The organism is Bacillota bacterium (assembly GCA_023511485.1).
Classification (GTDB): Bacteria; Actinomycetota; Aquicultoria; order Aquicultorales; family Aquicultoraceae; genus CADDYS01.
This window is the reverse complement of record JAIMBH010000017.1, coordinates 26,071-50,603: the sequence shown is the minus strand read 5'-3', so window position 1 is coordinate 50,603 and position 24,533 is coordinate 26,071. Positions and strand designations below refer to the sequence as shown.

The following is a 24,533-nucleotide window of genomic DNA, read 5'->3' as shown; positions in this document are numbered from 1 at the left end:
AGTGGCAAAATGCACGCTTTTTTATCATCTATACTTCAGCTGCCTGGGGTTTTGCAAATTCAACTGATAAAGTCAGGAGAAATAATCATGGATAGACAGGTTGTACTTGTTGTATTTAGGGTCATGTAGCTTATAGTTACCAAATGGCACGTTGGATATCGCCACATCGTAGAAGTTATCCGGCAGCTTGGTAGTCTCGAAGCCTTGCACCCGGATATCGGCGTTTTGATAGAGCTGCTTGGCGATTCTTCCAGTGAGATCGTCTAGTTCAACGCCGGTCATTTTAGACTTTACTTGAATGTCATGCGGCATAAGCCCGAAGAAGTTGCCGATGCCCATAGAGGGCTCAAGCACGCGTCCGCCATCAAAGCCAAACCTCTCAAGCGCACGGTACATGCCACGGATTACCGGCTCTGATGTATAGTGCGCATTAAGCGTAGATTCGCGAGCTGCTTCAAACTCTTTATCTGTTAGAAGCTCTTTTAGCCCGTTGTATTCTTCTCGGTTGGTGTAGGCGTTGAAGACACCCGACATGCCGCCCCAGCCAACATACTTTACAAGGATTTTCTGCTCATCTGGAGTAGCAAGGCGTCCTTCGGCCTCGATCTGTTTTAGTAGACGAATAGCAGCTACATTGTCTTTGTATTTCTGCTTCTGAGAGCCTTCACCTAGCCGGTCATCGGCGGTTATCTTGTAGTTGTTTCCTGCTGGAGTTATGTATTTTGCCCGAGGTTCGGTACGTCCTCCTCGCTCGGAAGGAATATCCATTCCTCCCTCACCAGCTCCCACGCCTGGTGCGCTATCATGTTCTCGAACTTCACTCTCTCCTCGAAGTCCTGCGGCGGTGTATTCACTTCCCTCAGATGATCTATTATTTGATATTTCGCTTCCAGCGTGTTCTCCGCTGCTCGCTGAAGTGCCTGTTCTAGCTGGCCTTTGGCTTTGAGTTCCCGATACATCTTCGGGCGATGCTCCTTCCAATGGGCTCTCGCCAGTTCCATGTACCTCTGTACTCCCAGGCTTAGAGGTTCCTTCATCTATACCCTCCTTTGTCTCTTGTATAGATTCTACCATAGTTTCAGGCTTTTCAACCACATGCTTTTGGCTTTCTTCAATCGCTGCCGTTACTGTGTCTTTGTCGCCACTTTCAACGGTGGTAGCCTTGCCAGTATTGGCATCCTTGACAATTAACTCTTCATCCCAAACGATTGCGCCGTCATTAGTTATCACCGCCCTAATCCCGTTTGGTTCAGCAACAAACTGCCAAAACCATATCATCAATTCAGAATCCCAGCCGTCAGCGCTCTCGACGATCCGAGAGGGGTTAAGTGCTCTATAGACCTCGTCAGCGGTCAGGCTGGTGAGATAACGGTCATCTAACTCGCCAAAATAATTGTCTTCTTGGCATTTTCGCCAAGCTGTCTTGATAATTTCTTCGAGGTCTTCAATAGGCACACCGTAGCGGCCATGATCTCAGCAGGGCAAAACATAAAATATGTTCAAAGACAGCTCGGACACTCAGACATCAGACAAACACTTGATATTTACGGGCACCTATTGCCCGATGCCGAAAAAGATGCCGCCGAGAAGCTAGACCAGATTTTTGCTACCATACAGCTACCACGAGAAGAAATTAAAAATAAAAAGTAGAGGGCCATAAGCCCTCTATCTGTGGTTTTGCTTGTGGGCCCTGTAGGATTCGAACCTACGACCAATGGATTATGAGTCCACTGCTCTGACCGGCTGAGCTAAGGGCCCGGTTTTATTCTAGTTTTTCAAAGCAAAACCCCAGTCGCGCAAACTTTGCGAGAATCGTCTCCATCCGGGTCGGCATATAAACTTTAGCAATACTTACGTGGAAAATCAAGTGTGTAAAGCCTGCTTGCTTTAGGATAAAAGACATTACTTAACCTAGCGAAAGGGGAGAAATTTAGGACAGGACATGCTGTTTTTTCTCCATAGCTGGTTCTTTAAGTTTGACAAGACGCACAAGTGTTCCATCCTGCCGCTCAGTTATATTAACCTCGTCCATCAATGCGGTCATGAGAAATATCCCTCTGCCTCGATGGCTTGGTCTGCCATCTGTTACGGGAAGCCTGGCTTTGAATATACCCTGATCAAGTACTTCAATAACTATCTTATCCCCGTCGCATTCGATAAGTACCTGAACGCGATTTCTCGGCCCATTAGGCGAACCGTGTTCTATAGCATTTGCTACCGCCTCACTCACAGCAACTTTCATCTGATAAATGTCGGTATCCGTGAAACCACAATCGGCAGCCATTTCCTCAACCCTCTGCCTAACGACAGCAAGATTCTTCATTTCACTTTGGATTTCGAACTCAATCTTCCGTACCATCTGCTAATCAATCTCCAGAACGGCTTTCTTTCATCATGTCTGCCAGCGCCTCATCCACTGAACGATAAAGCGAAAATGCCTCAGCCAGCTTAGTAATGCCAACTATCTCAAGTATCTTCAAGACATTCTCGTTCGTTACAACAAGTCCAATCTTGCCGCCTAGCGGAGCACTCTTCTGAATGGCTAAGATAATAAGAGCAATACCTGCGCTATCGATGTAGTTGACATCGGTAAAATCAAGGATAATGGATGCGTGGCCCTCGTCCATAACCGCCATTATCTTGCTTTCGAGCTCTGGAACTACATAATGGTCGATCTCGCCATTGACGTCAAAAATGGGAATGCGGCCGGGTAGCATCTGCACCTCCAATTTATCCTCCCCTCTCTTAATCACTGCAGATCCACAGTTAATCCAACCCGCTGTGGCGCCACTTATACCTTTCACTCAACCCTAAAACCCCTAAAAACATCACCTTATTGGTAAGTCTTTCTTACCAAGAATAATATCGGCAAAAACTTACCGGCCCACAACAAGTTCACACCACAACAAGTTCACATATCTATTATGCCATGTAGTGCATTGCTATCAATATATTCCCATTCACGCTGTAAAATAAGCAGGCGGTCATACGCTGAAGAACAAAGCTCCTACCGGAGATATAATGAAACCTTAACATAAAAAACATTGCAGAAGGCTAAAGAGATTGGCTGCTATAAATAGAAATAGTCCGGCGAGATTGCATCATGATGTGGATCCATTTACAGAAAACCCGCAGGGTCAATTAATGTATCCTTAAGCAGCTCTTCCCATGGCTTCCCATATTTTAGCCATGCTGAAATATGTATCTTCTGGTATCTGATTTAGAACATCAAGCACATCTCTAGGTGCATTTTTATTCCTTGCATGGTCTATTATCTGCTGCTTATTAGCTGGAAATTCTATTCCTTCTAGAAACTGTGACACTTTTGCTACTGATACCATGAAAAACAGCCTCCTGCTTACACAGCTACATGGCTATGGGTTCATAATTCGAAAAATACCCCGTAGCAATTTTCTTAAACATGTTTAAATGAAAAGCTAGGGCTTTTCATAAACCACGATACAGTGTTCTTTGATCTCGGTTACAAGATCAAGAGGATCGTCGGAGTCAAATTCTTGCCGGGTATAACCAAGGGCATCGATCTCGGTCACGCCGGCGTCCCAGGCTATCCTGTTTAAAAGCAGAAGCCTTTCCCTATTATCCATATCCTTAAAGTCGCTGGATATGACGGCAATATCAATATCGCTCCACTCGTGCACCTCACCGGTCGCATACGAGCCGAAAAGAATTACCTTTTCTATATTAATTTTTTTCTCGGCTACCCTTATAAAGCGGTCTATAGCTTGTCTAGTTGAAGCTCTTGCTTTATCCATCCGTAAGTCTCCCGGGCCTTATCAAGTATCGCCCGTGCGCCTTCTCTATCGCGGCAGTAAAGATCGTTTTTGTATCCTGGATATCTTGTTGAAGTGTAGCACTGATCAATCTCAAGCACATTATTTATATGCTCCTCGGGCGGGTTAAGTTTCATTATCGCAAAGAGACGCTCAAGCTTATGTACATGGGGCGGTATTTTATGTCTGGAACGCACATAGGCTGCTTTAAGAAGTTTCTCTAAGGCCTGCTGGCAGGCAAACGCAGCCCAACCATAGTGACCGGCAGCAAAAAGGTCTTCTGCAACATTTAAGTCCTGTTCTGCATTGTCGAGCCACTCCTCAGCAAAAAGCTCAGGGCTCGATTGCCCCCAGTAAGAACCATCTCTATTTCCGTTACCACGACGCCTTCCCATCAGCACCCCAATCAAAAATAAAGAGGGACATAAAGTGGCCATATATTAAATCGGCAAATTAAGAATCTGGCTTAATGTGGTATTCGGTACCTTTAACCAGTGCTTTTTGGTCCAAATCATCCATCGATTTGGTCTCTTGTAGGTAGGTTACCGAGGCTCTTATGCGCGAAATTAGCTGCTTGTACTCGCCGTAGGCGTTATTTATCATAGTGCTCCCTCGCGCAACCTTGTTTTCCAGGATTTGCTCCATTTCATCAAGCTGGCGTCCGATGTTAATGAGGTGGCCTTGCAAATTATCTATATCAACTGAGCGCGAATATTGCAGGTGAAGGCTATAGACGGTAAGGATATAAGGAATGGTCATGCTGTAGGACATTAGAATAACATGCCTCTTGTAAGCATCAAGATACGCTCGCTTGCAAGCTGAAAACACGGCATCAGGAACAGCTGCGATAGCCCAGGGTGCAGTAACATCCGGGTCGATATACTGGCAGACTTCACGGATACGCTTTGCAACTTCTCTCTCGATTTGTTCAACAATTCCAAGCCTTACTTTCTCGTCTTTTTCCTCTTCAAGCGCGATGAGGAGGCTGGTTGCCGGCCACTTAGAATCGATAGGAAGGACCTTTTTATCGGATAGGACAAGCCCGAACTCGACGACTTTGCCGCCGACGCTAAAGTTGTAGGCGATCATCTCCCGGGGAAAAAGCTTAAATATCTCATGAAGGATGTTCTCGCCAGCTTGTCCTTTAGAATAGCTGCCGACAATCATGCTCTCAAGCCTCTTTATGACTTGCCTGCTCTCCTCCTCAAGTTGTTTTCGAGCCTCATAATCGGTCTTCAAAGAGTCGATTGTACGCTGAGCCTTTAAAAGCTCTTCACGCAGGATATCCTGCCCCCGACCACCAAACTCCGCATAGGTTTTCATCTCCTGCATTAGCATATTTTGGCGTTCTAAGGTATCTCGAAGCGATGATATATCTCCCGTGGGTTTTCTTGAAGAGAGATAAATAACGGCAATGACTAAAATGATGACCGATGCTACCAATGCTATGACAACTGCATCCATAACTACTCCGATAGATTGTCTGTACTATAAGCAATAGGATAGACGGGAACCACAAAAAGAGCAAATCGAAAGGAGCGGCCTCAGTTGACACTCAGTTGATACTTAATTGACACTCAGTTGACAAAGGCTTGAGTAAAATAGATAATCACCTCGTCACAATTACAGCAGAATTCCGCTGGAGCTGGTAAAATGGAAGAGTATCGCCTGGAAGATTTAAAGCATGACCTCATGCCGATATTAAAGCGAATGCCAGCATATGCCAAGCTGACTGCAGGGCTTGCAAAAGACCCACGTATAGCAAAGTCTGATAAGGCGAAGCTGGCAGCCGGACTTGGCTATCTTGCTTCTCCAATAGACCTTATCCCTGGCATAATACCTATCTTGGGCCAACTGGATGATATTCTAGCTGTTCTAATAGCCGTAAATAACGTGCTGTCATCCTCCCCCAAAGAAATTATTGAACCGCACCTTGCAGAAGCAGGTCTAACCTACGCTATAGTAGATAAGGATATTGTAACCATCAAGCGCGTCCTAAAAGATATCTCGGTAACATTGGTAAAGAAAACAGGGCGTGGGTTGCTTAAGGCAGGCCGCTACATTGGCAAGAAAATGTTCGGCCCAAAGTCGACTCGAGGATGATCTAGGCAATTGGGACTCCTGCTTTCTCTAAAATAGGCTCGATCACTACCTGCAGCTTATCGTTAACAATCAAGAGATGGGATTCGGGCACCTCATGCCAGCTCTCATCAGTCAATATCTCCGAGGCAATAACAACCATTCTCGCCGTTTTATTAACCTCTCCCTCTGCCAAAGCCTCTCCTGAGCCGTTCCCTAAGCTTCCGCCTAAAATCCGCCTTAAAGGTTCGATTGGCGAGATAGGTACTTCTCGCTCTACATAATACAGTTCTCTTCCCTCGCGGTATGCGTAAATATGGTTGCCATCAGACATAAGAAAGTTCTTAGCACCCTCGATGTAGTTCTTGTGGAGCCACTCGATGGCTGAACGTACACCTCTGGGCACGTCTTCTTTTTGTTTAATGTGTTTAAGCAGGAGGTAGAAATATCTCTCACTATCAGTTTCTCCGCTAAATCTTTTACCTCTAAGCTCACGTTCGATTTTTCTAAAGTTTCTTAACGAGCCGTTATGGGCAAATATCCATCCCTCAGCAAAAAACGGATGGGTATTTCTAAGAGCAACTGGTCCATACTTAGCATCTCTTAAGTGTACAATCGCAAGGCAGGAAACAAGATGCTTGATAAGTCTGGAGAAATGCTCATCCTTCCAAGCAGGGTAGTCAGATTTAACAACGCGAATGCTTTTCTCGCCCGGCGGGCAGCCATCTACATAGCCAATTCCCCAACCGTCATGATGCTTATATGACAACTCTACGAAAGGCTTTATACCTTCCAATATAGGATTTTCGATACTAACAGGAGTATCCGCAATTAAACCGAAAAGCCTGCACATACAGGTACACCTCTTAACTACTTTTTTCTACCCTCGATTACGGGTTTATAACTAGTCCACACACGATCAATTGCTAAAAGCTATCTTTACTATATCAGCCCATGGTTTTAGCGCAATTGCATTCGCTGGGCAAGCATATGCTTGCCCAGCGACCATTAAAACCTTTCATTATACAAACGTTGGTATTTATTCATCAACAAAAATAGAAAGAAAGATTCTTTAATTAGCGGATTTCTTCGACATAATAAGCGGCCTGTCCAGGAGACTCCTCAACTCCTACTTTTATCCTGGTGATATTGCCCATACCCATATCCTCAAGGTCGTCCTTTATCTTTTGGCAAAGATAGTAAGCAAGGAGCTCAGCCGTACAGTTCTTTATGGGAAGAATCAAAACATCTGATTCCGGGAACATAAATTGTTTATCCCTAAACGACACCTCTACAATGCCATTGCCTTCTTTTATTGTTAAATGCTCATTTTTCGCCGGGATGAGCGTCTTGTGATCAAGTGTATTGCAATGATGCTCGGCAAACTCTTTAAGAGCTATAAAATCAAATATATAGCCTATTTCGTCAAGCTCACCCTCCAGATCAACGGATACGGCATAATTATGCCCATGTAGCCTTTCGCATTTCTCACCAAAGATAAGAAAGTGCGCAGCACTAAATTTAAGATAATCCTTTTCTACATGGATGGAGTACTTTCCCATGTAAAAAGAGTATTGCGGGCAGCAAAATTTGTCAACTGAAGTGCAGATTAATATGCCAAAGCCTTGGTATACCAAGGTGCCGATGTTAAGTAATCGCGCTGCGCCGCTGCAGTTTGTAAGTGCTGCAGCGCTGCCGAAAGGAATACTAACTATAGCATGGATAATGGCGGCACGGTTGTAATCGATTACAACCCGAAGTACGGAAAAACTCTTTTCTTTACATTAGCTATAGTATCTTTGGTTCTCTGCTCAATAGAGTCAGTAAAGACCGATGGAGCGGCCGCTTTATCCCGGAGTTTATCTGGGCACCGGCTGTGGGCTTTCGCTGAGCAAAATTCCTGCCACTGCTGCGGCACGGCATCATCCAGAGTAAAATCGGCAAGCTCAGCCGAAAGAAGTGCCCACGCCCTCGGGACAACCTGATATGCCTGGTATCCGCCGCCGCCAAGCGCAACAAGTCTTCCCTCACAGACTTCATGTGCCAGCTCGTGAATTCTGGAATAGAGCTGCTCGTAAGCATTTGTCGTAAGACTTAGCTCAGCAAGGGGATCGGTATAATGCGTGTCGCAGCCATTTTGTGAGACGATTAAGTCGGGCTTGAATACCTTTATAAGTGGCGGCACGATCGCATCGAAAGCTAATAAATAGAGATCATCAAATGTGCCCGGATCAAGAGGCACGTTTACCGAGTAGCCTTCACCTTTCCCTATCCCAACCTCGTCGATAAACCCTGTACCGGGAAAGAGATATTGCCCACTCTCGTGCAGCGAGATGGTGAGGACATCGTCTCGGTCGTAAAACGCCCACTGCACACCGTCGCCGTGGTGCGCATCGATATCTATATAGGCTACCTTTATGCCATACGCCTTGATAGCATGTGCTATAGCAACTGCTGCGTCGTTGTAGATGCAAAAACCGGAAGCCCTATCCTTCAGCGCATGGTGGAGACCGCCAGATATGTTAATAGAATGCTTGGTCTTTCCATCCATGACCTGCTCGGTTGCGGCAATCGAACAGCCTGCTATAAGGCTTGATGCCTCATGCATTCCCTTGAACGGTGGATTATCACCGGGGCCAATCCCATGCGAATAGGCAAGCGTATCTGCACTGCCGGTACCGCCAACCCTTTTTACAACGTCGATATATGCAGCTGAATGCACCAGCATAAGCTCCTCATCGGTTGCCAGCCGACCGGGAAAAACAGCCAACTGCGACTTATCGAAAGCCCCATAATCCTTTAATAGCTCATAGGTCAGCTTAAGCCTTATCGGTTTTAAAGGGTGGGAAGGAGAGAGCTCATACTCCTGAAATCGCTCGTTATACAGAAATGCAACCGGTTCGCTCACCCATGCCTCCAAATAAGCAGTTAAAATTCTAGCCTAAAACGACTAATAACTGCTAGCCTTTAAGTTTTCAGCTATCTACCCAAAGACAAAGAAGTAAAAGCTGAATGCTTAAGTGCTGAAAGCTAAAAAGCTTTTATCTAATTTTGAATCATTATATAACTAAGCCTTAAATGCTTGCATAGCGTTTGTTAGCTATGCTGCCCCCTTAGCAGCCTCTTCCGTTGGTGGCGGGGCTGCTCTTCTTCCGAACCAGGGCCGACCCGTGCCGAATTTGGATAGAATTACCGCCCCCAAGCCAAAAAGCACTGCAACAACCGATACAAGCCAGCCAAGCACCGGAATAAACCCTATAACCCCGATAATAAGTGTGCCGATTACAACTTGCAAAACCGGCGCATTGACTATTGACGGATTATTCTGGCCGATCCTTCTTCCTAACCATCTAGCTGAGCCTGTATAACCGTAAAGGAACACAAACGGTATTGCAAACAGCAGTAAGAATATCAGTGGGATACCGACTATGGTAACCGCCAGCGCCCCTATTGCAAATGGTATCAAGACCACAGTTAAAAAACCAACACCGAGTGATTGTAGCGGTTCTCTCTCGATTGTATCGGCCAGCACCGATGTTGCATTTGGCCATAGGGCCACGATTAGAGCAGCTATTGCTAACATGCCGATGAGACTTAATAAACCGAAAATAAAACTTGTAAAGGGATTGAATCTCGGTACGCCGGCAGATATGTTTCCTTTAACCTGCGCCCTCGGATCTCTATCTAAGCGACCTCCAAAGTAAGTTAGATCGCCATTTATGACCGAATTGCCGCCAAGAGTAACGTTGCCACCAAAATCAGTTGCGTTTCTGCCCACCCTGCCGTTAATGGTAAGGTTCCCACCAAACACCGTTACATCCCTTTTAACCTCACCGTCAATGATTGCATTTCCTCCAAAAACTGTAACGCTACCTTCCTCCACCTGGCCTGCGGGTACAGTTACGTCTGAACCAAACTGTGTTATGTCCGCCTTCACGGCCCCGCAAACTGGCACCGCAAATATTGCGGTTATTAGAACCGCTGCCACCAGTAACGCCGTAAATCTCTTCATCTAAACTACCCCCCATTGAATAAAAACACCATTGTCCACATCTAATACTCACATAGGCAGATAATTCCCTGTTGGGGTTTGAGGTAAGCAGCGAACTATTTCTTTTTGAATACCAAAAAGAATCCAACCATAAAGACAAGTAAGCTAAGTAAAACAGGCATGTAAACCGGGACGATAATCGGGACAGGCAAAAACGATACTACATCTTTAGCCAGTAGCGAATCGGGCCAACCTAAAAAGCCGTACAAGATAGCGTAATACGCCACGCTGAAAAGACCGCTTATGTACAGAAACAACCCTAACCTATCCAGTTTTTCCTTTCCTACCATATAGATTACAACAAGAAGCAGCAGTAAAATTGCACCGGGGCGAATTTGCTCAGCCAGTAGAAAGCTTTTATCGTTTAATATCTTAAGACCCATTTCGTACTTAAGAACCATCAAATCACCAACATTGAATATGGTATCGGTTTTAGGAATATCCCCGGCTGGCAATAGGGTCTTTACATTAAATAACTGCCTTAAGTAAATGGTAGAGGTGGCATGAAAAAAGGCAATTGCAGCTGAAATAACAAATAGTGAGACAAATTTGGCCTTCTTCTGTCTCGCCTTTTTTTTCTTGACCTTATTGGTAAGGTTGCCCATGCTTCACCTGTTGGCGCTTATCTAGTGCAAAAAAGCCATAAATCTACCGTGATTTAAAGTGCTTTGCTTTTTCTCCTCTTGGTTATGAAAATACCTGAGGCGCTAACTAAAAGCAAGCCTACGCCAAGCAGCAAAACAATAAAGTAATTGGATGCTGCATTATCGACAAAGGGCAAGATCGCCCCCCGCAACATCCCGGCAGCAACATCGTCAGAAGATACCAATCCCTCAATTTTAGAACGTGTGTATAAAAGAAGCAGAGCGGGTATGCCCGCCACAACAAATCCCGTGCCAAATCCAGCTGGTCTATTCCAGCCCGAACTGAATATGAAAAACGGTAGCGCAAAAAGCGCCGCCAACACGGTCGAAACAATAAAGACAAGGAAAATGAAGTCATTGAATTTCTTGTTAACAAATCCATCGGCTACATCATTTAAACCACGTAGATTTTCCTTGTCGACCCCTGCAAGGTCGGATGGTTTGATGACATTTGAGAAACCTTCGTAATAAATGCGCTTAAGAAGAGATCGAACTATGAAGTTGCCGAACTCATCCTCAGAGATACCTTTTATATCCTTTAGCTTAACACCAAGCTGGATATCGAAGCCGGGTAGGACAAGGTCAGCCTCAGGGCTTTGCTCAGCCAGCTCAACTAGCTCAGAATAATAAAGTTTAAAGAGAGACTGCACTTCGTTCATACTGCTTATCGTAGTGGTTCCGATTTTCTCAACCATCTCAAAACTGGTCAGCCTGTAAATATGGTAGGAGAAAAGCGATGTTATCAGGAAAGCGGTAAATAAAAATCCGGATACGGCTCTCAAGCCGCGACGTTTTGACGTACTTTTTGGGTGTTCAGCCATTTTGACTCCAATCTTTGCCAGGACTATTCTTCGATTTAACCCAGGCTAACGTTCCCTTCTTCTTTAACATCGCTAAGCTCAATTTCCTGAGCGATAGGGAGAGTAAAGAAGAAGGTACTGCCCTCACCAGGCTTGCTTTTTACCCATACGTGACCGCCGTGTGCCTCGATAAGGTGCTTTACTATGGCAAGCCCAATACCAGAACCACCGCTGGAGCGGGCACGTGATTCATCAACCCGGTAGAAATGATCGAAAACATAGGGGAGGTCTTTTTCCGATATCCCTTCGCCGCTATCGGCCACCGAGACTAGTACAACCGGATTGTCGATACCTCCTCCAACCGCTGTATCGACACGCGCGCTTATCTTTATATAATCACCTTTTGACGTATATTGAAAAGCGTTGGCAATGAGATTGTAAAGCACCTGGCTGATACGGTCCCGGTCAACAAGCGCTGGTGGGATATCGTTATTAAGTTCGATGCTGAGCTGTTTGGCTTCCTCAGTGGCACGCGGTTTAAACATCTCAACAACCTGGCGTATTATAGAGCCGATATCCTCTACCTGGGTTTCAAGTTTAAGCTGTTTACCCTCAGCAAGAGATAAATCTCTTAAATCATTTAGAAGCCTGGCAAGAAGAAGTGTTTCGGTATGTATCGCGGCCAGCTTCTTTGGTGTTGGCTCAATAACGCCGTCAAGCATCGCCTCGATATTGCCACGCACAACAGTAAGCGGGGTCTTTATCTCGTGGACAATATCGCCTAGCAATCGTCGCCTAAGTTCGTTGCTCTTCTCAATGCTTCTTGCCATAGCATTGAACGATCTGGCAACCTGCCCGATCTCGTCATCGGACTGGATTTCAACTCTATGCGCCAGGTCGCCGCGCGAGATCTCCTTTGCTGCAACCGCAAGGTCCTTTAATGGGGCAGTCATTCTCTTGGCGATTATAAATCCTGCCAGGGCAGCTATAGCTGCTGCTAAAAGGCCGGCAACCCATATCCACTTATTCACAGATTGCAAAAAACTCTGCTCAAGTGGCCCTATCACATGGTGGTAGAACATTTCCCCAGGTCCCATACCCCTGTACCACGGAGGTCCTCCAGGAACTCCAAACGGCCCGCGCTCTAGATAATTATTAAACTGCCTGCCAATAGCCCAGTTAATTATTATTGAAACCACAGTTATCGAAAGAAGTGCAACTATAGTAAAAGTCAGCGCAAGCTTTACTACCAAGCTACGCACTTTCGCCATCCTCCATACGATAGCCAACTCCAAAGACGGTAACTATGTAGCTTGGATTTTTGGGATTATCCTCTACCTTTTGCCGCAGGTTTTTAATATGGGCATCAATTGTACGCTCATATCCTTCGAATGAGTATCCCTGAACGTAATCTATAAGCTGAAGCCTAGTGAAAACCCTACCAGGACTTTTAGCCATAGCCTCCAGTATTTTAAACTCGGTTGGTGTTAGCTGAATGGGAGTTCCCGATTTTGTAACCTCATGCTTTACAGTGTCGATCTCAAGCTTTCCTATTTTTATACGCTCTTTTTCTACAGGCTCACTTGATACCCGCCTCATGACTGCCCTTACTCTTGCCAAAACTTCGCGCGGACTAAAGGGTTTTGTAATATAATCGTCAGCGCCAACCTCAAGACAGAGGACTTTATCCATTTCGTCATCTCTTGCTGTTAACATAATAATAGGGATGGGGGATTCGCTACGCACTAGGCGGCAAATTTCAAAACCGTTGATCTCTGGAAGCATCAAATCAAGCAGGATAAGGTCAGGTTTTTCACGAAGCGCGATGTCAAGCGCCGTGCGCCCGTCATAGGCGGCAATTACGCTGTAGCCCTCGCGCTCAAGATAAGCAGAGAGCAATTCTACAATCTGTTCTTCGTCATCTACGACGAGTATTGTCTTTTTACCCAATTTTTCATCAATCCTCTAGAAACTAGAAACCGAGCGGCTGTTAAGCCGACCAGAATCTAGAAATAGTCTTCTAGATTATACTAGACAAAATCCTTAGGATTTTGTCTAGTATCGGTCTTAATCGCAAACCATATTAATCCAAACCATATTAACCTGGTATTCAAGTCGGGGTCTAAGGTAAAGAGTTTACTGCCCGATACAGCTTAGACCCCAATAATTTAACCCTCTTAAATACTGCCTGTTGCTGTGCTCTGGTTAGTAGGTGGGTTGGTTCTTTGACCACCCCATGCTCCACCCCGAGCACCGAGACCGCAACCGAAACCTGCGCCAGGTCCACCTCCGATGCAGCCGCCGCATCCTCCAGCTCCTGGACCGATAGCAGGATCTTTAATACGAGCACTCATGTTGGTCCTCATCCTATCAAGGATCGCATTTTCTTGCTCTTGCGTAATGATACCTGCCTTTACACGCTCGTCCAGGATCTTTTTCCTAGCGTTGATCATGGTATCGATAACCTGATCTTCAGATACTCCCCGGTCTTTAGCTATATCCGCTAAACTCTCTCCTGCTTGGCGCTTTTCGGCAATCTGCTCGGGACTTAAGCCCAAAAGTTTAGATAGCTCAGCGGCCACACCGCCAAAGAAACCTCTACAGCCATTAACAAAGTTAGTCGCAGAATTTGCCGTACCGGTACTATCAGCCGCGTAGGCGATACCAGCAAATGCACTGAAAGCCAGAGCAACCAAAACTAAACCGGTTAAAAACTTTCTTCTTTTCCTCATATTTGCACCTCCCTTCGACCAAACATAGCTCTGCATTTATTAATTTACCTTCAAGTTATGAATAGCTTGTAAAGAAAAAATAAAGAAATGGCGAATTTTAGGGATATTTGGGGCCTCCGCTCCTTGGCCTGGTCAAACGCAGGATAATTACCATATTATGGCATGGTTATAAAGTTTCCGTTAAAAATGCCGATTTAATCTAGTAAGCCAGCAGAAACTCTTGCCGCCTAAGGCATTACTGCTAAAGGACACTTTATGTCAATAAGCCGGAAACTTTATGCCCTAATAATCAGTATACTGACGCTGATGGTTGTAAGCAGTATCATCGGTATCATCTATATGACTAAGGTTGACCAGCAAGTAGACGCCTTAACAAAATCGCTTACCCTGGATAGCAGAATCAAAGAAATAAGGTTAAATGCGGAAGCATTAAGCACGCCGGTACATGATTATGTAAGAAGCGGAAATCCGGAGGCAAAGCAAAAGTACCTCGATGCCTTCAAAAGATTAAATTCATCCATAGAGGTATGTGCAGCAAATCCAGGTGTCGGCGATTGCACTAGCTGCCACAAACTGCTGGCAAGCACACCAAAAGATATAAAAAATATCGACACTAAAGCGCAGCAAATATTTTCGCTCGAAAACCCAACCACAAATCCTGAGTCAACCATTTACATAAAAGATCTGGATAAAACAATAACCAGCCTTACAGATAATCTCGCATTGGTATCCAAGTTATCAAAAAATATAGCGGCAAATGCCTCATCCGATATAAAAAGAATACAAGATGAATACAGAATCGCCATCACCCTCGTAAGTATCCTGATAATCCTTCTGGCTCTCAGCATTAGCTTTGTTACTATCCGCAGTATAACCAAAAGAATTAAGCAGCTCATCGCAGTCACCAAGTCTGTTGCAGCAGGTAAGCTGGAAGAAAAAGCTAATTTTAGTTCTAATGACGAGCTGGGCGAACTGGCAAATGCCTTTAATATAATGACCGATACCTTGCTGGTCTCCAGGATTGAATTGCAACGCCTAAATGAACACCTTGAACAAGAGGTCTGGAAAAGAACGTGCGAACTTGAGCGATTATCTATCACCGATAGCCTAACCGGGCTCTACAACCAAAGAAACTTCTACAAGGAGCTGGAGAAAGAAGTTGCTAGGGCATTAAGACAGGGGCATGACTTGTTCATAATTATTTTTGACATCGACAAATTCAAAAAGTACAACGATGACTACGGTCATGTCGCGGGAGACAAGATACTCATTACTGTGGGTAACGTAACAAAGGAATCTATAAGAACTGGGGTAGATTCAGCTTACCGCTATGGTGGGGACGAGTTTACGATAATCATCCCTGAAGCCAGTGAAACCCAGGCCCTTGAAATAGGAAACCGCCTAATCAAGAATCTCAATGAACATGGCATAAAAGTGAGCATGGGGTTATCTAGTTGCACCTATAAAACGCAAGAGCTTGAAGTTTTCCTTAAACAAGCTGATGAAGCCATGTATGCAGCTAAGCGATCAGGTGGGAACAAAATCCTCTCTTACCGGGATATCGCTGGTAAAAAAGCAGTATAAAACTGCAAGCCTCACACCAGTAAACCTCCCAATTGGTTAATATTTAAGCAATATAAAATTGAGCAATAAAGCCGCTGGCATAAAACCTGTATCTGGTAGCTTTATTGCTTGACAAAACAAGCATTATTATTGATAATGGTTACTAAATGGTAATAATTATCTAATGCTCATATGGCAACTTATTTTAGAATGACCAATCAACGCAGAGTCATATTGGATTATCTGAAAAGCACGGACAGCCACCCTGCTGCAGCCACGGTTTACAAGGCTGTAAAAGGCAAGCTTCCACAGATAAGCTTTGCTACGGTGTATAGAACGCTGAACTTTCTTAAAGAACAGGGCATGCTGCTTGAGATTGATGCTGGTCAGGGCTATTCAAGGTTTGATGGTAACCCAACCAACCATTATCACTTCATATGCAGCTCTTGCAATACGGTAATGGACATCAATGCCCCTGTAATCGAAGGTATTGAGCAAAAGCTAAGCAAGTATGTAAGAGGCAAAGTCGCGGGGCATCGGCTAAACCTTATCGGGATATGCGCTGACTGTCTCAACAACCGTAAGCGCTGATTAAAATTGAAAATACTAAATTGGAAACCTTAGTACAGCCCTTTAGGGCTACTATGCAAAGCTAAAGCCCCGCATTACGCGCTATGGGCTTAAACCCTGCATTACTTTTACAGCCTATATTTTTAGTTTTGATTGCTTATTTACTTTACGAATAAGCTCAAAGGAGGAGACAATGGATAGAACTGAGGAAAATCTCTGGAAAGCATTTGCTGGCGAATCCCAGGCCCGAAACAAGTACAATTACTTTGCCAAAGTAGCAAAAAAAGAGGGATACGAGCAAATAGCTGCAGTTTTTGAAGAGACTGCCGAAAATGAAAAGGAGCATGCCAAAAGAGCTTTTAAGTTTCTAAAAGCTCTTGGAGACACCCGGGCAAATTTAAAGACAGCAATCGAAGGCGAGAACTACGAACACACCAGCATGTATCCAGAATTTGAAAAAGTGGCGCGGGAAGAAGGCTATCTTGAGATTGCCGACTTCTTTAAAGAAGTTGCAAAAGTTGAGGCAGAACACGAGAAACGCTACAAAGCACTTCTAAACAACCTTGAAAGCGGCACTGTCTTCAAGAAGACGAGCAAAGTAAGGTGGAAATGCCGCAATTGCGGCTATATCTACGAGGGTATGGAGGCTCCTCTTACCTGTCCGGCATGCGACCATCCGCAGGCTTATTATGAACTATTTTGTGAGAACTACTAAGTACAAGACAGGTAAACATCAAGGGTAAGAGACAAAAACCAGAGGCGTAGTTTCCAAAAAGGCTGGCTTAAAACAATGGAGCATGAGATCTACAACATAAAACTGGCTCACTATATATATGTTCCGAGCGAGGATTACGATGTAATTAAAAGCATATGGAGTAGACTTGTTCATAAATACGGCCTTAAAGATACAAACCCTATTCTGGATCAACCCTTAGATAAGAAACTCACCCATAGCGCACCTTTCCTTCTTAAAAATTCGCAGGTGGCTATCGGTCTTTTAGTCTTGAGAAGTATAACGGCCCTTGAGATCCTTTACCTTACAGACCTAAAACCAACGGCCGAGATAATTAGGGAGCTGGCTGATGCCAAACAGAACCTGCAAAACAAGGCAGACTATATAATAGGAGAAACCACTGTTAGTATCATCGGCAATCCCGATGGCCATGATATACTCCCAGGCAGCATGAGTGGGCCGTTTACTGGCACAAAACTCGGCGAATACGAAATCAAAGGGGTGCTATTTAGCAATATCCACTCAGATAATATCTGGCATCGATATTATACTGCATTTCCAAAAAGCGGCATCCTTGCAGCCAGCCTATTGACAAAAAAACTTCCTTCCATCGAAGCACTACTGTTTAAACTTCAAAGGCAGGAGACCTATTTTAAAGATCAGCGTAGCTTCGTTAACGCAAAAAAAGAAGAATTTGATCGGAGGTTAAGCGATATCCTTAACAAATGGTCAAACACAGTATCCTCACCCGAGAACAGAATCGAACTACTAGAGAAAGATATCGAGAACCTCTCTAACATGTATAGCGAGTTAATGGGGTGTCAGAAGCTCATAAAAAACTCACAAAACACCGTGGCAAGGGATATAGACAAGCTGGAGCATCTATTCAAAAATAACGAGACTGGAGTCGGGCTTGGCTATTTAAATGATTCCCTCCTGGGCAAGCATAAGGACATGCTGCAGAGCCTGAATCTTGACGCCAAACTGCTTCACCGCTCCCTAGACGACACGCGGGCGGCAATTGATGTGGTAAGGACCCGAATTGACCTTGAGCGAAGCCGAGAAAGCGTACTACTGCAGAAAGAGGGTGTATCGGTTCAAACAGCAGCTGGATTTATTGAACTCTTTGTTGTCTGGTTCTACACACTTGAAGCATGGGAGCTCCTTGCCACTAAGGAGGTCTTTGAACATATACCAATACCGGCGCGCCTTGGAATCGATGTTTTCTTTGCGGCCTCAGTCGTAATTTTTACGCATTATGCAGCAAAACTAATGCGAAAAGAGAAGGCAAGCGTGGGCCTTCTCTTATCTGGACTTAGTACCGTCGTCGCCATTTTGCTTATGGTAACGGTAACCTTAAAAACCCATACCTAATCACCCTGGATTAGCTTAATCGCTATCAACCTATCTTTAAGACGCTTCTCGTGAGCCATTTCTTCTCTCACTAACTGCTCAAAAAAAGTCTTCGTCTCCAGATCCAAAGCTTCATCTGCAGCCTTCTGGTAATTCTTTTGAGCTTCCTGCTCTTCTTTAATTGCATTTTCAATGAGTTTCTTTAAGTCTAAAGCCAAAGCACCCTCCTTTGAGAATGGTTTTCTTAATGACCGTAATCCACATTGTACCCATCCGCATAGTACATTGCCAGATAGCAATAACAAAAAATACCGCCATTGATCTAAAATATCGTTAATTTTGCCGTTGTTTAACCGCTTAACAATACAGACGGCAAGTGATATTATATAACTGTATTAGGTGCCAATATATGAGGTTTAAAAGTAAATGATTCAGATTTGAGTTGAGCTTATATAGAATAGGAGGCATTTTAAAGGCGATTTATATTGGAATAAGCCACCGCACTTTTCTTAAACATAAAAACGCCCACAAAGCCATCAAACAATGGCTTTTAGTATCTCTAAACTGTTGACTATTAAGTATTTAATATATAAACTTTTACAAGTAAAGTATTAGGTGAGAGGAGTCAAAAGTGGAAAGACAACCTTTAACAAGAAAGAGATCCAAGAAACTTGGAATCAATGGCCTAAGTACGCTTGAGGCCGACATTATGAACATCGTGTGGCAGCACAAGAAAATAACAGTCCGTGAGGTTCATGAAACTATGCTTGAGGAGGGATATATTCCTTACACAACCGTCATGGCGGCTATGAACAACATGGCCCAAAAAGGTCTCCTTAAGCAAAATAGAGATGGCAAAGCCTATATTTATTCAGCGGCTGTTAGCAGAGATGCAATGGCAAAGAGTATTGTGGATTCTGTTGTAAACAAGATCCTTGGCGGCGTCGCAACACCGCTTGTTTCCCATCTCCTTAAGTTAAAGAAAGAAGAAGATGTGGAAAAGCTGTTGGAAATGAAAAAAAAGCTAAACGATAATAGGTAAATAACAGGCAAAGGGTTTTTCTGTGCCCCTACCGCAATCAATTTTACTTGATAAGGTTGTACCGTCGATTATCGAGGCGGCGGTAACGCTTTTGTTAGTGCTTACAATCCTAAAGCTTTTTAGGATAAAAGATCATGCCATAAGATTTGTTTTCCTTTTCTTGCCGTTAATAAAAGCGCAGATTGCTTTTACGGAAGGCGGATCCTGGCATCCGAGCATAACTTTTAAACGATTTATACTCTCACTCAGATTTGATGACCCATTGGGGCTGATTAATCTACGAGATAACACCTTAAAATACTTTGACCCTCCCCAATCTTTTACGGTCGAGTATTCGGTTATTAAAATAGGGTTATTGCTAGCTACGGTCTCAGTTGTCCTTATCATGGTAGCGCGGTGGGTACAGCTATTCTGTTTCCTAAGCTCGTTTAAGAAAGAAACGCGCCTTAGCAGGGACGATTATCCTCAAATTTACGCAATACTTAACAGGTTGGCCGATAAGCTCAAGGTCAAGCAGCCTGAATTAGTAGTTACTACAAAATACCACTTTGTCCCCTTTAGTATTGGCCATAAAATGCCGATAATTGTAATATCGCAGGCTTTAATCGACAGTTTTTCGGAGGAGCAGCTTGAAATAATGCTAGCACATGAGCTAGCACACATAAAGCGCTACGATAACCTAACGGGCTGGATATCCCTCATACTTAGAGACCTTTTATTTTTCAATCCGATAGTCTATCCGATATACCACATGATCGAGGAAGAAAAAGAGATGGCTTGTGACAGAGTAGCGCTTGAGAAGACTGGCTTACCTGCCGTAAAAATTGCTGGCGCACTATTGGATGTAGCGATTTTCCGCAGAAACATCGAATCAACGCAAAAAGTACTTTATCCCGCCCTTGCAAAAGGATTTCTATATCGCCATTCTGTACTTAAGCGAAGGGTAGATTCAATTACCGAGCAAAAGGCAGATAGATGCTCGTTTTTGCCACTTCGCTTATTAAAGGGCTTTTTAATAGCATTCGCCGCTATAGCAATTCTCTTTATCCACCCGGTTTTAGGGTTCGTCTTCAAGGGCAACCTTATCATAATCCTTCATTAATCATTTCATTCTGCCATTGTACTGAGTTTTAGGAGGTGATGGCGCGTGAAATCTCTTATCGAAGATAACATGCTCTGGGATGTAGTCGACCAAAAAGAAGACCTGGCAGATAACGCCTCGTGCTGCTTCTGGTTGGCATGCTGGGAATGGTAAAAAGAGTGAGATAAAGTGAAGACTAGTAAATATGTTTTGTCATACCAAATATCTGAAGAATCGGTTCTGCTGATCAACGCACTAACTGGGGCGGTAGACATCGTGGACCCACGGGTCTACCGCTTTCTACAAGCGCATGAACCGATTCATGTTAGAATAGATAACTCAACAATCGATCGGCTTGAAAAGAGGGGCTACCTTGTTGAAAGCGATGCCGCAGAAGAGGCACGCTTGCAGTATATAGTTAGCAAATTTGCCGATTCAAAGAGGCAGTTTCTCTTTGTTATCTGCCCCACGTACAGCTGTAACTTAAGGTGTACTTACTGTTTTGAGGGCGAACTTACCCGTGACCACAGCGCCTTCATGAGAATCGAGGATATCGATCATACATTCTCTGCTATCGATAGGTTTATGAGTGCATACCCAAAGCGCAAATGCACAGTTGAGCTCTTTGGAGGAGAACCGCTGCTGCCAAAAACAAAACCGCTCGTTAAAAAAGTTTTTGAGAAAACCAGAGAAAGATCGCTATTGTTAAGCATCGTTACAAATGGGGTCCACTTAGATAAGTTCACCGATATCTTAAGCGCAAATAAAGATATAATCCATTCGATACAGGTTACGCTAGATGGGCCCCAGGAAGTACATGATAAGCGCCGGAAGTCGGCAAGTGGCAGGGGGACTTTTGAAGCTGTTAATCGGTCAATAAGTGACCTCCTTGATATGGGCATAGAGACAACAATAAGAATTAACGTTGACCTTCAAAACATAAATACAATTCCACAGCTATTTACGCATATGCAAATTAACGGCTGGCTAGCAAAGCCCAACATTACATGTAATCTTTCCCCCATCCAGGACCATGCGCAGGAAAATAAATATGGCTATCTCCTGCCTGAGGACGAACTGGTAAGCAAGATATTTGACCTGTTTAAAAAGAATCCAGGTTTTGAGAAGGTTTTTCACCTGAACATGTTCAGAACTATTGCTCATATCAGATCGGTACTTTCTAGCGGAAAACCAATACAGCCATTATTCCATTACTGTGAAGCAGATAACCTTGAGAATATCGTCTTTGGGCCTGATGGCTATATCTATGCATGCACAGAAGTCATGGGAAGTGGTAGAAAATTTGCAATTGGTAAATTTCGACCGACCCTTAAGGTATACGACAAAGCAATTGATATGTGGAGCAGGCGAAGCGTACTTACAATGAAAAAGTGCAGGCAGTGTAATATAGCTCTGCTTTGCGGCGGCGGCTGTGCGTACTCAGCTCTTTCGGTAAATAGTGACATTAACAAGCCAGTATGCGGCAGGGCGCGGGAAGTTATACTCGCCTATCTTGATTACATAAAAAATGATTTAGCCAAAAAAGCCTGCGCCTAAAACTACAATCAATAGAATCCTGCCATAGAGGCTAAACTATAAATTACTTCTTTTTAGCTTACGCACCTTGCGCTAGAATTTTATATTGCTATAATATTGTTGTTTAGTTTATTTAATATTAATCGCTTCGTATCCTACAGAATGAAAGTTTGCATAGCACCGACGAGAATAACCTAGCATCCTTATCAGACTATGCGATTTAAGAAATTATGTCTTTAGGGGAGGTTTTATGGAGAAGAAATATCGCAAACGTAAAATCGATATCAGTGGCCTCAGTACTCTAGAAGCAGATATCATGCAGGTAATTTGGCAAAAAAAGAAGGTAACAGTGCGGGAAGTTCATGAAGAGCGTCTAAAGAGAGGCTACATCCCTTATACGACCGTTATGGCGGCTATGAACAACCTCGCACAGAAAGGTTTATTGAAGCAGAATAGAAACGATAAAGCTTATATCTACAGCCCAGCCTTAGGTAGAGATAAGGTAGCTAAACTAATTATAGATAGCGTTGTAGATAAAGTGCTGGGTGGCTCCAATACGCCTGTCTTGCGGCACCTGTTGAAGCTTAAAACCAACGATGAAGTTGAAGAGATTATCAAGCTTAGGGATAAATTGAATCTTTAGGCAATACATTCTTATAACCTAAAGTTTACACCAGATTTTTATGGTGATATGGCAGCTTTTTATGGTTTCAGGCTATTTACGGTAGCCACGTCAAGTTTTTTTACGACTTCAACGAGTAACTTGACGGTATTTTCAAAATCGTTATGGTCGATAATCCCGACATGGCTGTGGATGTAACGTGCAGGCACCCCAATAACAAGGCTCGGCACACCGATACCATGCAGATGTATTCTGCCACCATCGGTTCCTCCCCGGATGCCCGCCTGAAACTGGTAAGGAATATTATTTTCCTCTGCCGTCTCGACAACTAAATCTCGAAGCCTGGTATTTGGGATCATGCTGCCATCAAGGACAACTATTGATGGACCCTTGCCAAGTTTTGCTTGGGCCTCGTTCTCCGCAACGCCAGGTGTATCGCCAGCTATTGAAACCTCGGCAACAAAAGCAACATCGGGATTTACAAAATCGGAGCTGGTTTTTGCTCCTCTTAAGCCTACTTCCTCCTGCACGGTTCCAACTCCATAAACCGTGTTGGGATGCCCGATGTCTTTGAGTCTCTTGATAACTTCAACAAATACGGCGCAGCCAACCCTGTCATCCATTGCTTTACCCATCAGCATGTTTTCCCTTTTCATCTGGGTAAATGGGCTTACAACTATAACGGGATCGCCCGGCTTTATGCCCATATCTTTTACATCCTCATCGCTCGAAGCACCAATATCTATAAACATCTCCTTCATCTCTACAACTTTTTTCCGCTCCTCAGGTGAAAGAAGATGGGGTGGCTTGGATCCAATTACCCCCGGAACATCCCCCTTGCTACCCCTTATCATAACCCTTTGGGAAAGCATAACCTGATCCCACCAACCGCCTAGCGGCTGAAACTTAATAAATCCGTCTTTGGTGATAAAAGAAACCATCAAGCCGACCTCATCCATGTGGCCGGCAAGCATTACCCGGGGCTTCTCATCAGAGCCTTCCTTTTGCGCAATAATACTTCCTAAATTATCAATCTCAATGTTCGTAATAGGACCAAGGTGGCGCCTTATAACTTCTCTAACTTCTCCTTCGAAGCCGGAAGGACCGGCTGCATTCACCAAGTCTGCAAGAACCTCAATCGAATTAGACATTGCCAATCTCCCTTCTAGCGCTAAGCCCAGTACAAATCGCTTTTGAATTTCTACCCTTGCCAAGGATAGCCTAACGGCAATGGGAAGGTGTTAATTAACTATTATATAACTGCTAAATATAATAAGCTAATTAAAGCCCATTGGGTTTTTTCTCTAGCTTCTACCTCGTGCGCTTTTGTCCAGCCATCCGTAAGAGACAAAACAAGATAGCGGGGCGCCCTTGTATGGTCTGCCATGCCAGAGCTTCTTTAACTTACTATTCTGTAATAAACGAGCAAACTGCCCGTCTAGACTCCTCACTCAGGACATCTGAGCTCAAATAGTTGCAAAACTGACAGTATTTCGTCTTGCGTGGGAAGCTCATACTCCGATTCTACAATCCACTCCTCTTCAAGAGAGCCAAATTTATCCGCCACAAAAATGGATGGGTAAGGCATACTTGTTTTTGGATTGATATAGGTATATGCATTGGTTACCTCACCGTTTTTATCAGAAAGAACCGGGAACGGCAAGCTAAGGCTGTCTGCAAGCCTGGATAGATTGTCCAGATTATCCCTTCCTATAGCAAGCACCTCGGCATTTAGCTGCCGATAGTTGGTATAATGCTCGGCAAACTGCCTTAAGGTATTCCTGCACTCAACGCAATCAGCTCCTCCAAAAAAATAGACTACAAGGTGTTTGCGCTGCTTGTAATCCCAAGGCCTTATATTTTTCCCCTTGTTTGAGGGGAGATCGAAAAAGGGAATAATTGCATCTATTCTTATCTTTTCTTTTAGCTGCACCAT

At 44.1% G+C, this 24,533-nt stretch carries 29 protein-coding genes and 1 tRNA gene; 10 read left to right on the top strand and 20 right to left on the bottom strand.

What is annotated here, in order from left to right:
* Positions 1-72: 72 nt before the first annotated feature.
* Positions 73-1,455, bottom strand: coding sequence for a hypothetical protein (locus K6T91_07235; GenBank protein ID MCL6472594.1), 1,383 nt, complete (start codon positions 1,453-1,455; stop codon positions 73-75).
* Between the two features lie 12 nt (positions 1,456-1,467).
* Between K6T91_07235 and K6T91_07230 the strand changes: the two genes are divergently transcribed.
* Positions 1,468-1,650 carry a hypothetical protein gene (locus tag K6T91_07230; protein ID MCL6472593.1) on the top strand — a complete coding sequence of 61 codons (183 nt, stop codon included), beginning with the start codon at positions 1,468-1,470 and terminating at the stop codon, positions 1,648-1,650.
* Between the two features lie 34 nt (positions 1,651-1,684).
* Here K6T91_07230 and K6T91_07225 read toward each other — a convergent pair.
* The 7 genes from K6T91_07225 to rmuC form a co-directional block, all read right to left on the bottom strand.
* Positions 1,685-1,758 (bottom strand) — tRNA-Ile (locus tag K6T91_07225).
* 172 nt (positions 1,759-1,930) lie between these two features.
* Positions 1,931-2,359: an ATP-binding protein gene (locus tag K6T91_07220; protein MCL6472592.1), complete on the bottom strand. Its 429-nt coding sequence runs from the start codon at positions 2,357-2,359 to the stop codon at positions 1,931-1,933.
* A gap of 7 nt (positions 2,360-2,366) precedes the next feature.
* Entirely contained in the window at positions 2,367-2,729 is a 363-nt protein-coding gene (locus K6T91_07215) for an STAS domain-containing protein (GenBank protein MCL6472591.1), read from the bottom strand.
* A gap of 423 nt (positions 2,730-3,152) precedes the next feature.
* Entirely contained in the window at positions 3,153-3,341 is a 189-nt protein-coding gene (locus tag K6T91_07210; protein ID MCL6472590.1) for a DUF2795 domain-containing protein, read from the bottom strand.
* 96 nt (positions 3,342-3,437) lie between these two features.
* The gene (locus K6T91_07205; GenBank protein MCL6472589.1) at positions 3,438-3,773 is read right to left on the bottom strand and encodes a nucleotidyltransferase domain-containing protein; all 336 of its coding nucleotides are present in this window, start codon (positions 3,771-3,773) and stop codon (positions 3,438-3,440) included.
* Positions 3,737-4,186 (bottom strand): HEPN domain-containing protein, encoded by a 450-nt coding sequence (locus K6T91_07200; GenBank protein ID MCL6472588.1) that lies wholly within the window; start codon positions 4,184-4,186, stop codon positions 3,737-3,739. Before K6T91_07200 ends, K6T91_07205 begins: the two co-directional genes overlap by 37 nt.
* 58 nt (positions 4,187-4,244) lie before the next feature.
* Positions 4,245-5,255 carry a DNA recombination protein RmuC gene (gene rmuC / locus K6T91_07195; GenBank protein ID MCL6472587.1) on the bottom strand — a complete coding sequence of 337 codons (1,011 nt, stop codon included), beginning with the start codon at positions 5,253-5,255 and terminating at the stop codon, positions 4,245-4,247.
* Between the two features lie 189 nt (positions 5,256-5,444).
* On the opposite strand from rmuC, the gene K6T91_07190 reads away from it, so the two are divergent.
* Positions 5,445-5,894: a DUF1232 domain-containing protein gene (locus K6T91_07190; protein ID MCL6472586.1), complete on the top strand. Its 450-nt coding sequence runs from the start codon at positions 5,445-5,447 to the stop codon at positions 5,892-5,894.
* A gap of 1 nt (position 5,895) precedes the next feature.
* Here K6T91_07190 and K6T91_07185 read toward each other — a convergent pair whose 3' ends face one another.
* The 9 genes from K6T91_07185 to K6T91_07145 all read right to left on the bottom strand — a co-directional run bounded on the left by K6T91_07185 (position 5,896) and on the right by K6T91_07145 (position 14,097).
* Positions 5,896-6,723 carry a class II glutamine amidotransferase gene (locus K6T91_07185; GenBank protein ID MCL6472585.1) on the bottom strand — a complete coding sequence of 276 codons (828 nt, stop codon included), beginning with the start codon at positions 6,721-6,723 and terminating at the stop codon, positions 5,896-5,898.
* 223 nt (positions 6,724-6,946) lie between these two features.
* Entirely contained in the window at positions 6,947-7,432 is a 486-nt protein-coding gene (locus K6T91_07180; GenBank protein ID MCL6472584.1) for a 6-carboxytetrahydropterin synthase, read from the bottom strand.
* A 185-nt stretch (positions 7,433-7,617) separates the two neighbouring features.
* Complete coding sequence (locus K6T91_07175) at positions 7,618-8,778, bottom strand: acetoin utilization protein AcuC (protein ID MCL6472583.1); 1,161 nt, start codon at positions 8,776-8,778, stop codon at positions 7,618-7,620.
* A 192-nt stretch (positions 8,779-8,970) separates the two neighbouring features.
* Positions 8,971-9,882, bottom strand: a complete 912-nt coding sequence (locus K6T91_07170; protein MCL6472582.1) for a polymer-forming cytoskeletal protein — start codon at positions 9,880-9,882, stop codon at positions 8,971-8,973.
* Between the two features lie 95 nt (positions 9,883-9,977).
* Complete coding sequence (locus K6T91_07165; GenBank protein MCL6472581.1) at positions 9,978-10,526, bottom strand: hypothetical protein; 549 nt, start codon at positions 10,524-10,526, stop codon at positions 9,978-9,980.
* Between the two features lie 53 nt (positions 10,527-10,579).
* Positions 10,580-11,386 carry a hypothetical protein gene (locus K6T91_07160; GenBank protein MCL6472580.1) on the bottom strand — a complete coding sequence of 269 codons (807 nt, stop codon included), beginning with the start codon at positions 11,384-11,386 and terminating at the stop codon, positions 10,580-10,582.
* Positions 11,387-11,421: 35 nt separating this feature from the next.
* Entirely contained in the window at positions 11,422-12,627 is a 1,206-nt protein-coding gene (locus K6T91_07155) for a HAMP domain-containing protein (protein ID MCL6472579.1), read from the bottom strand.
* A complete protein-coding gene (locus K6T91_07150; GenBank protein MCL6472578.1) occupies positions 12,620-13,315 on the bottom strand; it encodes a response regulator transcription factor in 696 nt (231 codons plus the stop codon). Before K6T91_07150 ends, K6T91_07155 begins: the two co-directional genes overlap by 8 nt.
* A 227-nt stretch (positions 13,316-13,542) precedes the next feature.
* Positions 13,543-14,097, bottom strand: coding sequence for a YckD family protein (locus K6T91_07145; protein MCL6472577.1), 555 nt, complete (start codon positions 14,095-14,097; stop codon positions 13,543-13,545).
* Between the two features lie 255 nt (positions 14,098-14,352).
* Between K6T91_07145 and K6T91_07140 the strand changes: the two genes are divergently transcribed.
* The 4 genes from K6T91_07140 (at position 14,353) to K6T91_07125 (ending at position 18,337) form a co-directional block, all read left to right on the top strand.
* On the top strand, positions 14,353-15,681 hold the full coding sequence (locus K6T91_07140) for a diguanylate cyclase (protein ID MCL6472576.1): 1,329 nt from the start codon (positions 14,353-14,355) through the stop codon (positions 15,679-15,681).
* A gap of 213 nt (positions 15,682-15,894) precedes the next feature.
* Positions 15,895-16,251 (top strand): transcriptional repressor, encoded by a 357-nt coding sequence (locus K6T91_07135; GenBank protein ID MCL6472575.1) that lies wholly within the window; start codon positions 15,895-15,897, stop codon positions 16,249-16,251.
* Positions 16,252-16,423: 172 nt separating this feature from the next.
* Positions 16,424-16,945 (top strand): rubrerythrin family protein, encoded by a 522-nt coding sequence (locus tag K6T91_07130; protein ID MCL6472574.1) that lies wholly within the window; start codon positions 16,424-16,426, stop codon positions 16,943-16,945.
* Positions 16,946-17,020: 75 nt separating this feature from the next.
* Entirely contained in the window at positions 17,021-18,337 is a 1,317-nt protein-coding gene (locus tag K6T91_07125; protein ID MCL6472573.1) for a hypothetical protein, read from the top strand.
* Here the strand turns inward: K6T91_07125 and K6T91_07120 are convergent.
* Positions 18,334-18,534 (bottom strand): rubrerythrin, encoded by a 201-nt coding sequence (locus K6T91_07120; protein ID MCL6472572.1) that lies wholly within the window; start codon positions 18,532-18,534, stop codon positions 18,334-18,336. The genes K6T91_07125 and K6T91_07120 overlap by 4 nt on opposite strands.
* A 413-nt stretch (positions 18,535-18,947) precedes the next feature.
* Here K6T91_07120 and K6T91_07115 point away from each other — a divergent pair, with 413 nt between their 5' ends.
* The 4 genes from K6T91_07115 to K6T91_07100 all read left to right on the top strand — a co-directional run bounded on the left by K6T91_07115 (position 18,948) and on the right by K6T91_07100 (position 22,618).
* Complete coding sequence (locus tag K6T91_07115) at positions 18,948-19,358, top strand: BlaI/MecI/CopY family transcriptional regulator (protein ID MCL6472571.1); 411 nt, start codon at positions 18,948-18,950, stop codon at positions 19,356-19,358.
* A 22-nt stretch (positions 19,359-19,380) separates the two neighbouring features.
* On the top strand, positions 19,381-20,460 hold the full coding sequence (locus K6T91_07110; GenBank protein ID MCL6472570.1) for a M56 family metallopeptidase: 1,080 nt from the start codon (positions 19,381-19,383) through the stop codon (positions 20,458-20,460).
* Positions 20,461-20,628: 168 nt separating this feature from the next.
* Entirely contained in the window at positions 20,629-21,996 is a 1,368-nt protein-coding gene (locus K6T91_07105) for an SPASM domain-containing protein (GenBank protein ID MCL6472569.1), read from the top strand.
* A gap of 229 nt (positions 21,997-22,225) precedes the next feature.
* Positions 22,226-22,618, top strand: coding sequence for a BlaI/MecI/CopY family transcriptional regulator (locus tag K6T91_07100; protein ID MCL6472568.1), 393 nt, complete (start codon positions 22,226-22,228; stop codon positions 22,616-22,618).
* A gap of 59 nt (positions 22,619-22,677) precedes the next feature.
* Here the strand turns inward: K6T91_07100 and K6T91_07095 are convergent, their stop codons facing one another.
* A complete protein-coding gene (locus K6T91_07095) occupies positions 22,678-23,748 on the bottom strand; it encodes a M42 family metallopeptidase (protein ID MCL6472567.1) in 1,071 nt (356 codons plus the stop codon).
* Between the two features lie 296 nt (positions 23,749-24,044).
* Positions 24,045-24,533 carry a peroxiredoxin family protein gene (locus K6T91_07090; protein ID MCL6472566.1) on the bottom strand — a complete coding sequence of 163 codons (489 nt, stop codon included), beginning with the start codon at positions 24,531-24,533 and terminating at the stop codon, positions 24,045-24,047.

Excerpts from the sequence above, each read along its gene's own strand:
- K6T91_07205 (MCL6472589.1), bottom strand. The coding sequence starts at position 3,773 with ATGGATAAAGCAAGAGCTTCAACTAGACAAGCTATAGACCGCTTTATA.
- K6T91_07170 (MCL6472582.1), bottom strand. The coding sequence starts at position 9,882 with ATGAAGAGATTTACGGCGTTACTGGTGGCAGCGGTTCTAATAACCGCA.
- rmuC (MCL6472587.1), bottom strand. The coding sequence starts at position 5,255 with ATGGATGCAGTTGTCATAGCATTGGTAGCATCGGTCATCATTTTAGTC.
- K6T91_07180 (MCL6472584.1), bottom strand. The coding sequence starts at position 7,432 with ATGGGAAAGTACTCCATCCATGTAGAAAAGGATTATCTTAAATTTAGT.
- K6T91_07145 (MCL6472577.1), bottom strand. The coding sequence starts at position 14,097 with ATGAGGAAAAGAAGAAAGTTTTTAACCGGTTTAGTTTTGGTTGCTCTG.
- K6T91_07125 (MCL6472573.1), top strand. The coding sequence starts at position 17,021 with ATGGAGCATGAGATCTACAACATAAAACTGGCTCACTATATATATGTT.
- K6T91_07165 (MCL6472581.1), bottom strand. The coding sequence starts at position 10,526 with ATGGGCAACCTTACCAATAAGGTCAAGAAAAAAAAGGCGAGACAGAAG.
- K6T91_07100 (MCL6472568.1), top strand. The coding sequence starts at position 22,226 with ATGGAGAAGAAATATCGCAAACGTAAAATCGATATCAGTGGCCTCAGT.
- K6T91_07160 (MCL6472580.1), bottom strand. The coding sequence starts at position 11,386 with ATGGCTGAACACCCAAAAAGTACGTCAAAACGTCGCGGCTTGAGAGCC.
- K6T91_07190 (MCL6472586.1), top strand. The coding sequence starts at position 5,445 with ATGGAAGAGTATCGCCTGGAAGATTTAAAGCATGACCTCATGCCGATA.
- K6T91_07090 (MCL6472566.1), bottom strand. The coding sequence starts at position 24,533 with ATGGTGCAGCTAAAAGAAAAGATAAGAATAGATGCAATTATTCCCTTT.
- K6T91_07210 (MCL6472590.1), bottom strand. The coding sequence starts at position 3,341 with ATGGTATCAGTAGCAAAAGTGTCACAGTTTCTAGAAGGAATAGAATTT.
- K6T91_07140 (MCL6472576.1), top strand. The coding sequence starts at position 14,353 with ATGTCAATAAGCCGGAAACTTTATGCCCTAATAATCAGTATACTGACG.
- K6T91_07200 (MCL6472588.1), bottom strand. The coding sequence starts at position 4,186 with ATGGGAAGGCGTCGTGGTAACGGAAATAGAGATGGTTCTTACTGGGGG.
- K6T91_07220 (MCL6472592.1), bottom strand. The coding sequence starts at position 2,359 with ATGGTACGGAAGATTGAGTTCGAAATCCAAAGTGAAATGAAGAATCTT.
- K6T91_07095 (MCL6472567.1), bottom strand. The coding sequence starts at position 23,748 with ATGTCTAATTCGATTGAGGTTCTTGCAGACTTGGTGAATGCAGCCGGT.
- K6T91_07185 (MCL6472585.1), bottom strand. The coding sequence starts at position 6,723 with ATGTGCAGGCTTTTCGGTTTAATTGCGGATACTCCTGTTAGTATCGAA.
- K6T91_07230 (MCL6472593.1), top strand. The coding sequence starts at position 1,468 with ATGATCTCAGCAGGGCAAAACATAAAATATGTTCAAAGACAGCTCGGA.
- K6T91_07130 (MCL6472574.1), top strand. The coding sequence starts at position 16,424 with ATGGATAGAACTGAGGAAAATCTCTGGAAAGCATTTGCTGGCGAATCC.